The sequence below is a fragment of the Fulvivirga imtechensis AK7 genome, assembly GCF_000331535.1.
GTDB classification, from domain to species: domain Bacteria; phylum Bacteroidota; class Bacteroidia; order Cytophagales; family Cyclobacteriaceae; genus Fulvivirga; species Fulvivirga imtechensis.
The window spans coordinates 80801-94865 of sequence record NZ_AMZN01000004.1 but is presented as its reverse complement, the minus strand read 5'-3'; the positions used below and the strand labels follow the sequence as shown (position 1 = coordinate 94865).

General features: G+C 42.7%; 11 protein-coding genes. 7 read left to right on the top strand and 4 right to left on the bottom strand.

Annotated features, from left to right (window positions below; all coding sequences use genetic code 11):
• The first annotated feature begins 246 nt into the window (after positions 1–246).
• Both hrpB and C900_RS01720 read left to right on the top strand, forming a co-directional pair.
• The gene (gene hrpB, locus C900_RS01725; RefSeq protein WP_009577823.1) at positions 247–2727 is read left to right on the top strand and encodes an ATP-dependent helicase HrpB; all 2481 of its coding nucleotides are present in this window, start codon (positions 247–249) and stop codon (positions 2725–2727) included.
• A 206-nt stretch (positions 2728–2933) separates the two neighbouring features.
• Complete coding sequence (locus tag C900_RS01720; protein ID WP_009577822.1) at positions 2934–3677, top strand: PPK2 family polyphosphate kinase; 744 nt, start codon at positions 2934–2936, stop codon at positions 3675–3677.
• 43 nt (positions 3678–3720) lie between these two features.
• On the opposite strand, the gene C900_RS01715 is transcribed toward C900_RS01720, so the two are convergent.
• The 3 genes from C900_RS01715 to C900_RS01700 form a co-directional block, all read right to left on the bottom strand.
• Positions 3721–4077 (bottom strand): hypothetical protein, encoded by a 357-nt coding sequence (locus C900_RS01715; RefSeq protein WP_040495227.1) that lies wholly within the window; start codon positions 4075–4077, stop codon positions 3721–3723.
• A gap of 317 nt (positions 4078–4394) precedes the next feature.
• The gene (locus tag C900_RS01705) at positions 4395–5006 is read right to left on the bottom strand and encodes a hypothetical protein (protein WP_009577816.1); all 612 of its coding nucleotides are present in this window, start codon (positions 5004–5006) and stop codon (positions 4395–4397) included.
• 80 nt (positions 5007–5086) lie between these two features.
• A complete protein-coding gene (locus C900_RS01700; RefSeq protein ID WP_009577815.1) occupies positions 5087–5893 on the bottom strand; it encodes a sulfite exporter TauE/SafE family protein in 807 nt (268 codons plus the stop codon).
• A gap of 164 nt (positions 5894–6057) precedes the next feature.
• On the opposite strand from C900_RS01700, the gene C900_RS01695 reads away from it, so the two are divergent.
• Positions 6058–7089, top strand: a complete 1032-nt coding sequence (locus C900_RS01695) for an alkaline phosphatase D family protein (protein ID WP_245558386.1) — start codon at positions 6058–6060, stop codon at positions 7087–7089.
• Here C900_RS01695 and C900_RS01690 read toward each other — a convergent pair.
• Entirely contained in the window at positions 7086–8486 is a 1401-nt protein-coding gene (locus C900_RS01690) for a sensor histidine kinase (protein ID WP_040495254.1), read from the bottom strand. The two genes, C900_RS01695 and C900_RS01690, sit on opposite strands and share 4 nt — an antisense overlap.
• 195 nt (positions 8487–8681) lie before the next feature.
• Here C900_RS01690 and C900_RS01685 point away from each other — a divergent pair, with 195 nt between their 5' ends.
• From C900_RS01685 to C900_RS01670, 4 genes are all read left to right on the top strand, one after another.
• Positions 8682–9143, top strand: coding sequence for a hypothetical protein (locus C900_RS01685; RefSeq protein WP_157493847.1), 462 nt, complete (start codon positions 8682–8684; stop codon positions 9141–9143).
• A 141-nt stretch (positions 9144–9284) separates the two neighbouring features.
• Positions 9285–10817: a SulP family inorganic anion transporter gene (locus C900_RS01680; RefSeq protein ID WP_009577811.1), complete on the top strand. Its 1533-nt coding sequence runs from the start codon at positions 9285–9287 to the stop codon at positions 10815–10817.
• Position 10818: 1 nt separating this feature from the next.
• Entirely contained in the window at positions 10819–11463 is a 645-nt protein-coding gene (locus C900_RS01675) for a carbonic anhydrase (RefSeq protein WP_009577810.1), read from the top strand.
• 337 nt (positions 11464–11800) lie between these two features.
• Positions 11801–13462, top strand: a complete 1662-nt coding sequence (locus tag C900_RS01670; protein WP_009577809.1) for a S41 family peptidase — start codon at positions 11801–11803, stop codon at positions 13460–13462.
• Positions 13463–14065: the final 603 nt, after the last annotated feature.

Below are 14065 nucleotides of genomic sequence, written 5' to 3'. Positions count from 1 at the left end.
CAGTGTTATTTAAAGTGCCTGATATTATTGTGGTACTGTTATGTAGGGGAAATGAGAATTCTTTGAGAGGTCTTATGTCCTTACATTAGGAACTACACTATGCAAACATAGCACTTATTCTTTAAGTTCAAAGATATTTTTTTTATTGTACTGGAAATAATCGGATTCCGCAACCTAACTTCACACCCAAAAATAGAAATTTAAACATCTACTACTGCACTTACTCATTAAAAACAGAAAACAGCTTTGTCATTTAATCCATTTGAGTCAGACCTTCCAATAACATACATCATTCCCGAAGTACAAAAAAAACTGTATCAGGACAATACCCTGATTGTAAATGCCCCTCCTGGCGCAGGAAAAAGCACGATATTGCCGCTCTCTTTAATAGATGAGCCCTGGCTGAAAGGACAAAAGATACTGATGCTGGAACCCAGGAGACTGGCGGCAAGATCAATAGCTGTCCGCATGTCGGAGTTATTGGGTGACGAGGTGGGAAAAACAGTTGGATATCGCATCAGGTTTGAAAACCGCACCAGCAACGGCACACGTATTGAAGTCTTAACAGAAGGCATCCTCACGCGGATGATCCATACTGACAACTCTCTGGATGGAGTCGGTTTGGTTATTTTTGACGAATTTCACGAGCGAAGTATCCATGCGGATGTGGCGTTAGCATTATGCCGGGAAGCGCAGCAAATATTAAGGCCGGACCTGCGCATCATGGTCATGTCGGCAACACTTGACATGCCCCAGCTCACCGAGCTGTTGAAAGCACCTGTTGCCGAGAGTAAGGGCAGGCAGTATCCGGTAGAGATCGTCTATACCGGTGAGCAGGATCAGATGATGCTACCGGAAATGACAGCACGAACAGTATTACGGGCTGTTAGAGAAAACGAAGGTGACACACTTGTCTTCCTGCCTGGTGAAGGAGAGATCAAAAAGTGCGAAGAAGCGCTGCGCAGGGAGTTGCCACAATTTGCCATCCATCCTCTCTACGGAAAACTACCGCAAAACAAGCAGTATGCAGCCATTATGCCCAATAAAAATGGCCAAAGAAAGGTCGTATTGGCTACTTCAATAGCCGAGACCAGTTTGACTATTGAGGGAATAAAAATAGTAGTAGACACCGGCTACGGACGTACCTCCAGGTTCGATCCCAAATCCGGATTGTCCCGGCTGGAAACCATACAGATCTCCCAAGACTCTGCCGACCAACGGGCAGGAAGGGCCGGGCGGTTAAGTGCAGGGGTGTGCTACCGTATGTGGTCAAAGGCTACCCATGAGCGACTTGCAGGCCATCGCACCCCTGAGATAATGGAAGCAGATCTGGCTGACCTGGTGTTGGATCTGGCGCAGTGGGGTATTGTTGATGCACGACAACTTACCTGGCTTACACCGCCACCAAAAGCGGCTCTCTCACAAGCCTCTGACACATTACATCAACTGGATGCGCTGGAAAACGGCCGCATTACTCCTCACGGCAAAAAAATACACCAACTGCCATGCCACCCCCGGATCGCACACATGCTGATGATGGCTGAGGAAGATGACATGCTGGCGCTGGCCACGGATATAGCTGCTCTGTTGGAAGAACGAGACCCATTGCCTCGCGAATCGGGAATAGATCTGAACCTGAGAATTGAAGCATTGAGAAGGTATCGCCAACGCGGCAGCCAGGGAAAACCTTTCGCCAGGATTGAAAAAATAGCCTCCTCCTATCGAAAGATGTTCAATATCAAAGAAGATAACAGCCCTGTAGATCCTTATGCCACGGGAGTGCTGCTGGCACATGCTCATCCCGAACGGATAGCCTACGCCAGGCCGGGTAATAATGCACAGTTTCAGTTGGCCAACGGAAAATATGCCATGGCCGGCCACAAAGATGACCTGGCACATGAGCCCTGGCTGGCCATAGCTAATGTGGATGCCAGAGATGGTATGGGCAAAATATTTATGGCCTCACCCCTGAATCCAAAGGATCTGGCTCCATTGGTGAAAGAACAGGAAGTCATCACCTGGGATACTCGTAAGGGTGGGCTCATCGCCACCAAAGATCTACGAATTGGATGCATAGTACTCCAATCCAGGCCACTGCCCTCCCCTGATGAAAAGCACCTGATCAAAGCAATCTCTGAGGCTGTTAAAGATGAAGGAGAAAACCTGCTTTCTTTTGACGAGGCAGTTACCCAATGGCAAAACCGTGTATTGAGCCTGCGCAGGTGGAATCCGCAGGAGGGCTGGCCGGATGTGAGCACCTCCACCTTATTAATAACCAATGAAGAATGGCTTACACCTTACCTTGCCAATATCAAGAAACCGGAGGACCTCAAGAAGATTGATCTGGTAAATGTTCTCCATCATTCACTGGATTGGGAAAAGCAACAGGCTTTGACTGAACTGGCCCCGGAAAGGATCGAAGTCCCGAGTGGGTCTAGCATTAGATTGCAGTATATGGCAGACGGAGCTCCACCTGTTTTGGCAGTTCGACTACAGGAGGTATTCGGGCTGGCCGATACACCAAGGATCAATAATGGCAAGAATGCCGTGATCATACACTTACTCTCACCTGGCTTCAAGCCGGTGCAGATCACCTCTGACTTGCGCAGTTTTTGGAATAATGCCTATTTCGAAGTAAAAAAGGAGCTACAGAGAAGGTACCCCAAACACTCATGGCCTGACGACCCCTGGACCGCTGAGGCCCTGCGAGGAGTAAAGAAGAAATAGCGCTGTGGGCGGGTGACTTGACTAAGAACTGAGAAACTGTGAACTGAGAACCGAGAACTGAGAACTGAGAACTGAGAACTGAGAAACTGTGAACTGAGAACTGAAAACTGTGAACTGAAAACTGTGAACTGTGAACCGAGAACTGAGAACTGTGAACTGAGAACTAACCGAGAAACCTATCATTGCCAGACGCGTTTCATTTTAATATGATAGCTCTTAGTAAAGCCCCTACAATACCTCCCGAAGATGCTCCGGATAAAAAAACAGCTAAAATAAAGCTGAAAAAGCTACACAGAAGGCTGTTTGAATTGCAAAATAAGTTCTACGCAGATGGCCGGTATGCGCTATTGGTCATCCTTCAGGGAATGGATACCTCTGGCAAGGATGGAATTATCAGACATGTGATCCGGAGTATGAACCCTATGGGTATCAACATCAAGGCTTTTGGAGTACCCACTGAAAGCGAGCAAAAACATGATTTTTTATGGCGGATCTATTCACATTTGCCTGCGCAGGGCATTGTTGGTGTTTTTAACCGCTCTTATTATGAAGACATACTCGTACCTACCGTGAAAGGTACTCATTCACAGGAACTTCTTGAGCACCGCCTTGATATGATCAACAAGCTGGAAACACATTTGCAGGTAAGTAAAACTTTTGTACTCAAATTTTTCCTTCACATATCAAAAGAAGAGCAGGAGAAGCGCGTATCGGCACGAAAAAAGAAAAAACACAAAAAATGGAAGTATAACAAAAGTGATGAAAGCAGTCAGGAGGCATGGGATACAACACAAAAGGTTTATGAATCTTTGATCAACCGCTGCGAAGAGGCTCCATGGCATGTTGTTCCTTCCGATAAAAAGTGGTACCGCAATTATTATGTCGCCAAAGTATTAAAAAACTTTTTGAAAAAGCTCGATCTTAAATATCCCGGGCTTGATGAAGATTAGCTCCCTCGCTGTTCTGCCGTCAGCCGAAAGCAAAGGTTAAGCCTCAAACATGCACATGGAGATTTTCCCTGCTATACCAGAGTACTATCAGGGCAAGGCCTGCAGAAGCCAGGTCGAGCATAACAAACGCGATTTCATCATGGAGGAAATAAACATACCCCTGGAAACACATAGATAGCATTAAGATAAGTGTAGCAATGATGCGTACCCTTCCTATTAGCAATCCTACAGCTATCATTATATCCAGCCATCCGATATAGAATATAAACGTACAGGACCAGCCCCAAATAGCAAAGTCAATATTTTCACCTGCCAATCGCATAAAGCCGGAAAAAAGGAACTGCAGGCAAAGCAGTAAAATAAGCATCCATAAAAAAATGTATTGACCCTTCTTTGTCATATCCTATGCTCTTCAACATCTTATTTTACGCAGCCCCTGAACATCCGTTGACGATTTTATACGAATGGGTTTTAAAGCATGCTGAAGTGCAGGTTGCACTGACCATATCACCCGGTCCGGGGTATCGCGGGTCAAACGAAAAAGGGAATGGTGAGAAAATCGGAAGCACTGCAGTTAATAATCAAGCTACCCGCCCTACAGGGTGAAGCTTAAAGCTGGTGGCTGTTACTCGCCTTCTGTTTGCCAATTGCCAATATTAAATTTTAATCCTCAGGCTGCTTAATCCTGTATCACCCGGATCTAACAACATGAACAACCTACATTTGTATACTGAACTTGCCGCCAGCCCAAACCAGTTTATAAAGCTCCTGGCGATCCTCTGAGAAATCATCTACTACCATAATAGTAGTTCCATGCTCGGGAAGGATAAATAAAGGCCACACCTCCTGCCCTGATGCTTCTTCCAGCTTCTTACCTACACTTTCAAATTCCTCATCCGATGGCATTACATCAGAAGCATCCACCCATAATTCCCGCATGGTATCAAACTGCAGATAAGTATTTACAAAACACTGGCAGCCGGCACCACATTTAGTGATAGCAATGATATCCCGGTTCTTCTGCCTGTCCTTAAACATTACCACCGTGAATTCACCTTCATTGGTTTGCGCTTTTATATAACCGTTCTTAATGCTTTTATAGCTTATTGCATTCAGCCGGGCAGCTTCGGAATGTTCAAATGGTATTTCACATTCAAAAATATAATCAGGTAGCAGAAGGTAGTAATCCAAAATGCTTTTTCCCTGCTTTGCCGTGAGCGGATGCTGCCAATCATGATTAACAGGAGCATTTTCATGAACACCAGGGTACTGCGCAAGGAGTCCTCCCACCAGGACCGAACACAAGCTAGTCAGCAATATTTTTTTCATACGTATTGCAATAGATTGAAAATTGGTTGATAAATTAAAGCCCCATCAATATACAAAAAAATCACGCCCGGCAGCTAAAATTAAAGTCTCAAAAAGAGCTCTTCAACAAAAATATAACAAGCCATCAATAATACGAACCAGCCAAATCCTGCTTTTAATTTTGATGCAGGCACAAACCTTGATGTATATGATCCTATAAAGATACCAACAATAGCCACTCCGGTAAAAGAGAGTAGAAATGTCCAGTTTATTGGCTGCTCTCCTATGTCCCCTATAAATCCTATAAGAGACTTTGCCGCGATGATCAATAAAGAGGTCCCTACAGCAAGTTTAATAGGCAACTTAGCCAAGAGTACCAAAGCAGGTATGATCAAAAAGCCTCCCCCGGCCCCTACCAGACCGGTAAGCACACCAACAAAAGTCCCTTCAAGAAGTATCATCGGGTAATTAAAAACAGGCTTTTTGTCAGCCTCTACCTTCATAGCCTTTCTCCCTGACCATATCATTGATATCGAAGCCAAAAGCATGATAAAGGCAAAAAAGATCATAATCGCCAGGTCTTTGGTTAGCTGAAAGTTGTTGACAGTAAAAATCACCTCGGGAATAGCAGGAACCACAAATTTCCGGGTGATAAAAACGGAGATAAATGAAGGAACAGCAAATACCAGGGCTGTTTTATAGCTTAACAAGCCTTTTTTCATATAACTAAAGGAGCCCACCAGTGCCGCTGTACCTACTACAAATAAAGAGTAGGCTGTAGATAATACCGGATTTATTCCTACAAGATACACCAGTGCCGGTACGGTAAGTATTGAGCCCCCTCCACCAATAAGCCCTAATGTGAAACCAATAACCAGTGCGGATAAGTATCCTAACAATTCATTCATTATTTCGACTGTACAATAGCTGAATGCAGCGGTCTTGATACCGTGTGCAAAACTGCAATGTTTAACTTATTTTATTCAAACGTTTGCAAAAAAATAATATTAACAAAACTTTCCTTCCTTAAAAGCCTCATTATCTTTGCCGCATGACTTCAAAGTACTATTTTTTGTTGACAATTATTATAGGTAGCGCCTGCCACAACATACAGCGTTCGGAAGTGGAAAGCACGGCTCCCATAATAAATACCATTGCTTTTGGCTCATGCAGCCATCAGGATAATCCCGAGCAATTGTGGACTGAAATAACCAAAGCGCAGCCTGACCTGCTCATTTTGGGTGGTGACAATATTTACGGTGACACACATGACATGACACTGATGAAGGCCAGGTACGACAAACAAAAATCCAGGCCTGAATATCAAAACCTGCTCAACACAGTGCCCGTCATAGGCATTTGGGATGATCATGACTATGGTATGAATGATGGTGGCAAACATTTTAGCAAGAAAGATTCCAGCAAATGGCTGATGCTCGATTTTCTGGATGTACCTGCTGACAACCCTGTATGGAGGCGTGAAGGAGCCTATAATGCTTATTCTTACGGACCTAAAAACAAGAAAATAAAGGTAATTCTTCTTGATACCCGTTACTTCAGAGATACCCTCTCTGCCGACACGCTGACCTCAGCCCGGTATTTGCCCAATAAAGATGGTGATCTGCTTGGAGAGAAGCAGTGGCAATGGCTTGAATATGAATTAACGGATAGTGATGCTGATATGCATATTCTCGTTTCCGGGATACAGGTAATTGCTGCCCAACATGATTTTGAGAAATGGTCCAACTTTCCTCAGTCAAGGGAGCGGCTTTTTAAGCTACTTGTAAAAACTCACCCTGCCAATACCCTGATCCTTAGCGGTGACCGCCATATTGCAGAAATATCCAAAATAGATCTTGAAGGTTTGCCATATCCCCTGTACGACCTCACTTCCAGTGGCCTCACACACACCTGGAGCGAAGTATGGCCGGAAGAAAACAAATACCGGGTCGGAGAGATGGTCATTAAAAGAAATTACGGGCTTGTGCAAATAAATTGGCAGCAAAGCTCCCCCGGCATCGTGTTTCAGGTAAAAGGTCATAACGACAGCACATTTCTGGAGCACCACATATCCTTTGACAAGGCTCATGCTGAAGCAAATTAACCGCCTGTTCTGTTAGGTAAAGAAACACGAAATGTAGTACCCACGTTTCTTTTTGACTCTACCTCTATGGAGCCACCGAGTTTATTAATTGTCTCTTTGGTAATATAGAGGCCTAAACCAGAATTCATACTATTGTGCTCAGACGCAAAAAACATCTCAAAAATGCGCTTTTGGTCGTCATCACTAATACCAATCCCGTTATCCTCTACTTCGATTATGCAGTTATCGCCTTCACTGTCAGTTATCACGTTCACATACTGATCACTTTTTCTCTTATCACTATACTTAATCGCATTTGAGATCAGGTTATTCAGGATGATCTCTACACGAAGCGTATCATTATATAATTTTTCGGTTCTTATATCCGTACCAAAAGTGATCCGGTCCGCCCCTTCCATATATCGATGCTGCTGGATGGTAGACTCTACAATTTTCCGCAGATCAATTTCCTGGATCTTTAGCAAGCTCCTCTTATTCCTGGAAAAATCGATGATCTCTCTGATAAAATGATCCTGCCTGTTGAGAGTATCCATCATCAGGTTAAGGTATTGTTGTTTTTTCTCATCGTCCCCCTCTAATTTTGAGATTTCTATAAGTCCTTTCATTGAGGTGATAGGTGCGCGAAGATCATGGGAAGCACTGTACACGAACTTATCAAGCTCGTCATTAGTGCTGATAAGATCTCTGTTTTTTTCATCGAGGCTGGAGATCATAGACATGGTTAAGAAACTACCACTGCCCACGATCAATAGGATCATAAGAATATTAAAATAGAAGAGATAACCATTGAGCGTTCTTGACGCATCTCCAAAGATGGCTGAAAATTCATTTTCCTTCTCATTTATTGCTTTGGTATATTCATTTATCCGCTCAACAAGCGCTTGCTTTTGATCCTGACCCAGTTTTCTTCGATATACTTTCTCTCGAATCTCCAACGCATAGGCATACTTTTCCGCCACTAGCTGATCTGCCTCTTTCCAGGCCCTGATCGCCCTTTTCATAAATGGAACATGCTGGAAATTTTCAAAGAGCCATATCATATTATCCACATCATCAGCGTGGTTTCTTGCCGCTAGTAAATTTCGCCTGATAATATCGGCATCTCCTCCATCCGCCATACTCGTGCGGGCCGAACGGCCACCCTCAATCACGTTCAACTCCTTTCGAAATTCTTCCCAATGGCCAGGGTTTTCAGAGTAGGCATACATGATCAGGTACCGGGTAGCATTTTTTTGTGCCTTGGAGTAGTGAGACTCTCCATTAGTATAAGCACGCAATGCAGATAAGGTTTTAATTGTAAAGTAATTGATAAAAATCAGCAAAACCGAGGTTAGCACCATTACTATAAGCAATAGCAAAATATTACCTCTACGCAAGTATTCGTTTTTGATGATCAAATTCAATAGTTGGAATATAAAGCAGGCTTAGGTACTTCTAAAATATACTTTTAAAGTTCATAATAAAACTATATCTGATTTTTCTGCGTTTTACGCCTGTCATTAAAGTCCTTTCACATCGATTTTAAACGAGATTTGTCCCGGTCGCACAACTTTAAAGTGGTTTTTGTGTTTCTCCCCGGTTACTTTATTCTATTGTTCAAGATAAAAAATTTAGATAAAGCCCTATTTTTTTCAGTTCTTTGCAAAACCAAATACAAGACTTTTCCGTGTAGAATAATTCCGATGAGGAAAGAAAGAACAACAGCAATACGTTTACTGACCCTAATTGTAGCCTTACAGGTATTCAACATCAGTCTCAACCTGAATGATGCTGCAATAGGTAAGACGGGCTTTATCTATGTCAATGAGATAGAAACTGTTGTTGAATTCATAATGGAAACCTGCCTTGGAAAAAAAGACTTTATTCCGGAGACACAAATTCCGGTAGGGAGCCTTGGGTTTGAGGAAGAAGAAAAACATATCTCAGAACATACAATGAACTTTGAGAAGATGTACTTCATCCCTGATCTGCTCTATAAAAAGAACTGCACCGGGAGATCCATGGCTTTAAAAGATCACATTTCGGACGTCCTCACTCCGCCACCAGAGGCATAAGGTCTATTCTTTTTAACAACCCTGGTATGGGTTGCTTTTCTTTGAGCATCATGCTGATGCTCCTGTTTTCATTTTTTTTTTAGGTGTTACATGCACCCATAGATCAATGGGTTGCAATATTTTATTTGAATATATTTTATAATGAATAGAAAATTAATTTCTAATCTGAAGAGCGACATTCCATCAGGACTGGTTGTTTTTCTAGTAGCGCTTCCGCTATGTCTGGGTATAGCATTAGCCTCAGGGGCTCCATTGTTTTCAGGAATTATTACCGGTATTATTGGTGGTATTGTGGTAGGATACCTCAGCGGCTCATCAGTGAGTGTAAGCGGGCCGGCTGCAGGACTTACCGTAATAGTGTTGTCTGCCATTGATTCCCTGGGATCTTATCAGACATTCCTTCTGGCCGTTCTTTTTGCCGGTATAATACAACTTCTGCTCGGCTTTGTGAGAGCAGGTATTATAAGCCACTACTTTCCCTCATCCGTTATCAAAGGAATGCTCGCAGCCATCGGGTTAATTTTGATACTCAAACAAATACCTCATGCATTAGGTTGGGACTCTGATTTTGAAGGCGACTATTATTTCATGCAGCAGGATGGCGAAAATACTTTTAGTGAACTGATAAATGCTATTAATTTCTTCCAGCCTGGCGCCATCATCATTACTGTTGTTGCTCTGGGAATTATGCTACTTTGGGAGCGTCCCGCATTAAAGAAAAAAACTTTATTTAAAATTATTCCAGGCGGATTAGTGGCGGTAATAGCAGGTATATTATTGAACTTGTTTTACGAAAGTTTTTTACCACATATGTTCCTGTCTGAAACACATCTGGTAACTTTACCTGTAGCCTCCAGTGCAACTGAATTTATTGGTCAGTTCTCTTTGCCTGATTTTTCAGCCTTTATGAACCCACAGGTGTATGTAGTGGCAGTAACCATAGCCATAATAGCCAGCATTGAAACATTATTATGTATTGAAGCCACTGATAAGTTGGACCCATATAAAAGGATTACACCAACTAACCGTGAGTTACAGGCTCAGGGAGTTGGCAACGTTATCTGCGGCCTGATTGGTGGGCTTCCTATGACCTCAGTTATTGTCAGAAGTTCTGCGAACATTGACGCAGGGGCCAAGTCAAAAATGTCGGCTATTGTACATGGCATACTGTTGCTAACCACAGTTGTAATTTTGCCACATGTGCTCAATTTAATACCACTTGCCGCACTGGCAGCTATACTGCTAGTAGTAGGTTATAAACTTGCCAAAGTGTCACTTTTCAAAGAAATGTACCTATTAGGTAGCCGACAATTTATACCCTTTGTAGTTACTGTTGTCGCTATTTTATTTACAGACTTACTCACAGGTATTGGTATCGGTATGGCAGTTTCTATTTTCTATATATTGAGAAATAATTACAAATCGCCTTATCATTTTGAGAGTGAAACCAATGGAAGGGGTAAAAAAATAAAGATTAAATTAGCAGAGGAAGTGACATTTATCAATAAAGGCAGTGTACTCCTCACTTTGAGGAGTATCCCGGAAAATTCCGATGTGGTAATTGACGGCTCCGGATCAAAAAATATCGACTACGATGTGAAAGAGTTGCTATACAACTTCAGGGATACTGCAAAACATAAGAATATCAAACTTGAACTAAAGGAAATTCATTGAAATGGAAAAAATATATAACAAACTCATAGAAGGGAATGCAAAATGGGTAGAAGAAAAAATGAAGCTTAACCCGGATTATTTTGTAAACCTGGCCAAAGGGCAAAGCCCTGAGTTTTTATGGATCGGCTGCTCAGATAGCCGGGTGCCCGCTAATGAAATCACGGGAACTAAGTCGGGTGAGATATTTGTGCATCGCAATGTGGCCAATATGGTTGTGCATACCGATCTTAATTTTTTGAGCGTATTGCAGTATGCCGTACAAGTGTTAAAGGTAAAGCATATTATTGTTTGCGGTCACTATGGATGTGGCGGGGTGCTTACTGCCATGTCTGACACCAATGCCGGGCTGGTAAACAACTGGTTGCGAAATATCAAGGATGTATACGATAAGTATGCTGATGAACTGAATAAGATCGAAGATAAAACAGACAGGGCCAATAAGCTTGTAGAATACAATACCTTCGAACAGGCTGCTAACCTTGCAAAAACTTCTATTGTGCAGGAAGCCTGGGCTGAACGAGACCTGCATATACATGCATGGGTATATGGTATGGGCACTGGAAAGATAAAGGAGCTGGGAATCACATTTAAAGGCCCCGAAGATATCAAAAGTATCTATCATTATAATTTCCCGGTAAAAGTGTAGTATTTCAAAGTACCGGAGGCGTCCTGCTTTGACATTTCTTAGGCGGAAGAATACATTGTTGTCATTAAAGGGCATTTCGGGATTTAACAGGGATCCGGGATTTAACATTTCGGATCCCTTCTTTTTCCAATGCAGCCGCGAAGTCGGAAGGCTCAAGCCAGAGGCCAGAAGAGACATGCTAATCAGTTGTCGGTAACCTGGTTCACATACATTTTCAGGGCTCTATTCTTTTACTCTATTGCCGAAAACAACAATAATTCCTTCAGTTTCGTTAATATCTGAAACATTTATTATAGGTAAAGCTGTTACCTTAACAGGGAAAATCTAATTCATTTACATGAGCTTTTCTAGTAAGAAAATTAAGATCTGGGGATTATCCTCGCTGCTACTGGTTGTAGTTTTTGCTTTTACCAGCCCGGCTGACCGCTATTTCGAAATTGCCAAGAACCTGGATATTTTCGCCACCTTATTCAAAGAGGTCAATGCGCTCTATGTAGATGAAGTAAATCCGAATAAGGTGATCAAAACGGGTATTGATGCTATGCTCGCATCTCTCGACCCTTACACCAATTATATTCCCGAGGATGATATAGAAGATTTCAGAACGCAAAGCACGGGTCAGTATGGTGGCATAGGTGCTGTTACAAGCCGGGTGGACGGAAAAATAAGGGTAGTGATGCTAATGGAAGGCTACTCTGCAGAAAAAAACGGGCTCAAAATAGGCGATGAGGTAATAAAAATTGATAACATCGATGTCCGGGGAATGTCAAGAGAAGCGACAAGCGACCTGATGAAGGGCCAGGCAAATTCACCGGTGTCACTCACAGTGATACGCTATGGTAGTGCCAGTCCTATCACATTAAACTTTAAAAGAGAAAAGGTAAAAATAAGCAATGTTCCCTACTATGGCATGGTTACGAATAACATCGGCTACATTAAACTTTCGGATTTCACTATGCAGGCCGGAAAAGAGGTGAAGAATGCCGTAATCGCCTTGAAAGATAAGGGTGCTGAGAAAGTGATCCTTGACCTCAGAGGCAATCCGGGAGGTCTGCTGTTGGAAGCTGTAAATATTACTAATGTATTCCTTCCGAAGGGTTTGGATGTAGTATCTACTAAAGGAAAGCTGGCTGAAAATAATGCTACTTACAAAACCCTGAACAGTCCTGTGGATATAGGCATACCATTGGCAGTATTGGTCAACAGTGGAAGCGCCTCCGCTTCGGAAATAGTAGCGGGTACTGTGCAAGATTATGACAGAGGCGTGATCATAGGGGAAAAATCCTTTGGAAAAGGGCTGGTTCAGATCACCCGCCCACTTTCATATAATGCCCAATTAAAAGTGACAACCGCAAAATATTACACTCCCAGCGGCAGGTGCATACAGGCCCTGGACTACACTTTTAGAAGAGGAGACGGAAGCGTTGGTAAAATTCCGGATTCATTGAAGAGTGAGTTCAAAACCAGCAATGGCCGTAAAGTATTAGATGGCGGAGGTATAGACCCTGATGTTAATACTAAGCAGGAAGCCTTGTCACCAATAGCATATTCACTGCTCTCCAAGGGGCTCATATTTGACTATGCCACAAAGTATCACTATGAACACCCTTCCATTCCCGAAGCAAAAGTCTTCGGGCTGTCGAATGCCGAGTATGAAGAGTTTAAAAAGTGGCTGAAAGATAAAGATTATTCTTATGATACAGAGGTAGAAGCCACCCTGAAGAAATTAAAAGAAACCGCCAAGAAGGAAAAGTATTTCAAAGATATTGAAGCGCATATCAAAGGAGTGGAAGAGACACTGATCAGCAGCAAAGAAAATGATCTGAATGCATTTAAGGATCAGGTTTTAACACTGCTGGAAGACGAAATTGCTTCCAGGTATTATCTGGAAAGAGGTTCGATAGAGTCTACTTTTGATAGCGACAAAACCATACTGGAAGCTATTGAGGTCTTGAATAACAAAGACAGGTACAACCAGATACTTAGCGCTGCCCGATGATCAACAACCCATTTACCTTATAAGTATTGTCAATATTTTCACTATCTCATTTTAGCGCTTCATCTTTGCGGATGGTATGCTTCCAGACTTAAAAAGCGACTTATATGCTTATTTTAACGTGAGTTCGATATAAAATGCCTGGTCACCCTATCCCGAAAACGGCAAAAGCAGTTGACAAAAAAATCATGAGTATTGATGCTGGTGGCGCCTGCCATAGACCCCGACCCGGAGCCTTCCGAAGATTGGTTCAGGCTTCCTTTGAGCGCTTTTTAAGATGGCTTTTACCGCCTCCATGGCAGACAACCAATGTTGAGTTATATTTAAGGTACCTGTCATGGTTATCTATGGAAAGCAGGATGTGCATGTACCTAATGGAAATACGGGATTTGCAAAGGGAATGCTCGTTAGCACACGTGATATTGAAGCCATTAGTGTTTGTAAGAAATTCTAAGTGGCTTTAAGAAAACGTTCCCGCTAAAGAGCGCGATGAAGTCCCAAAAGCAGGGTCCGTACGGTTGTTACAGTTATCGGTAAGAGCATTTTTAGAACGAACGCAACGCAGACATTGGCATTTTCTACTAATTATAAAAGAAGAACTTGATC

Bases quoted from the DNA above. Each gene is read 5' to 3' on its own strand.
- C900_RS01720 (WP_009577822.1), top strand. From the start codon at position 2,934: ATGATAGCTCTTAGTAAAGCCCCTACAATACCTCCCGAAGATGCTCCG.
- C900_RS01715 (WP_040495227.1), bottom strand. From the start codon at position 4,077: ATGACAAAGAAGGGTCAATACATTTTTTTATGGATGCTTATTTTACTG.
- C900_RS01705 (WP_009577816.1), bottom strand. From the start codon at position 5,006: ATGAAAAAAATATTGCTGACTAGCTTGTGTTCGGTCCTGGTGGGAGGA.
- C900_RS01700 (WP_009577815.1), bottom strand. From the start codon at position 5,893: ATGAATGAATTGTTAGGATACTTATCCGCACTGGTTATTGGTTTCACA.
- C900_RS01680 (WP_009577811.1), top strand. From the start codon at position 9,285: ATGAATAGAAAATTAATTTCTAATCTGAAGAGCGACATTCCATCAGGA.
- C900_RS01675 (WP_009577810.1), top strand. From the start codon at position 10,819: ATGGAAAAAATATATAACAAACTCATAGAAGGGAATGCAAAATGGGTA.
- C900_RS01670 (WP_009577809.1), top strand. From the start codon at position 11,801: ATGAGCTTTTCTAGTAAGAAAATTAAGATCTGGGGATTATCCTCGCTG.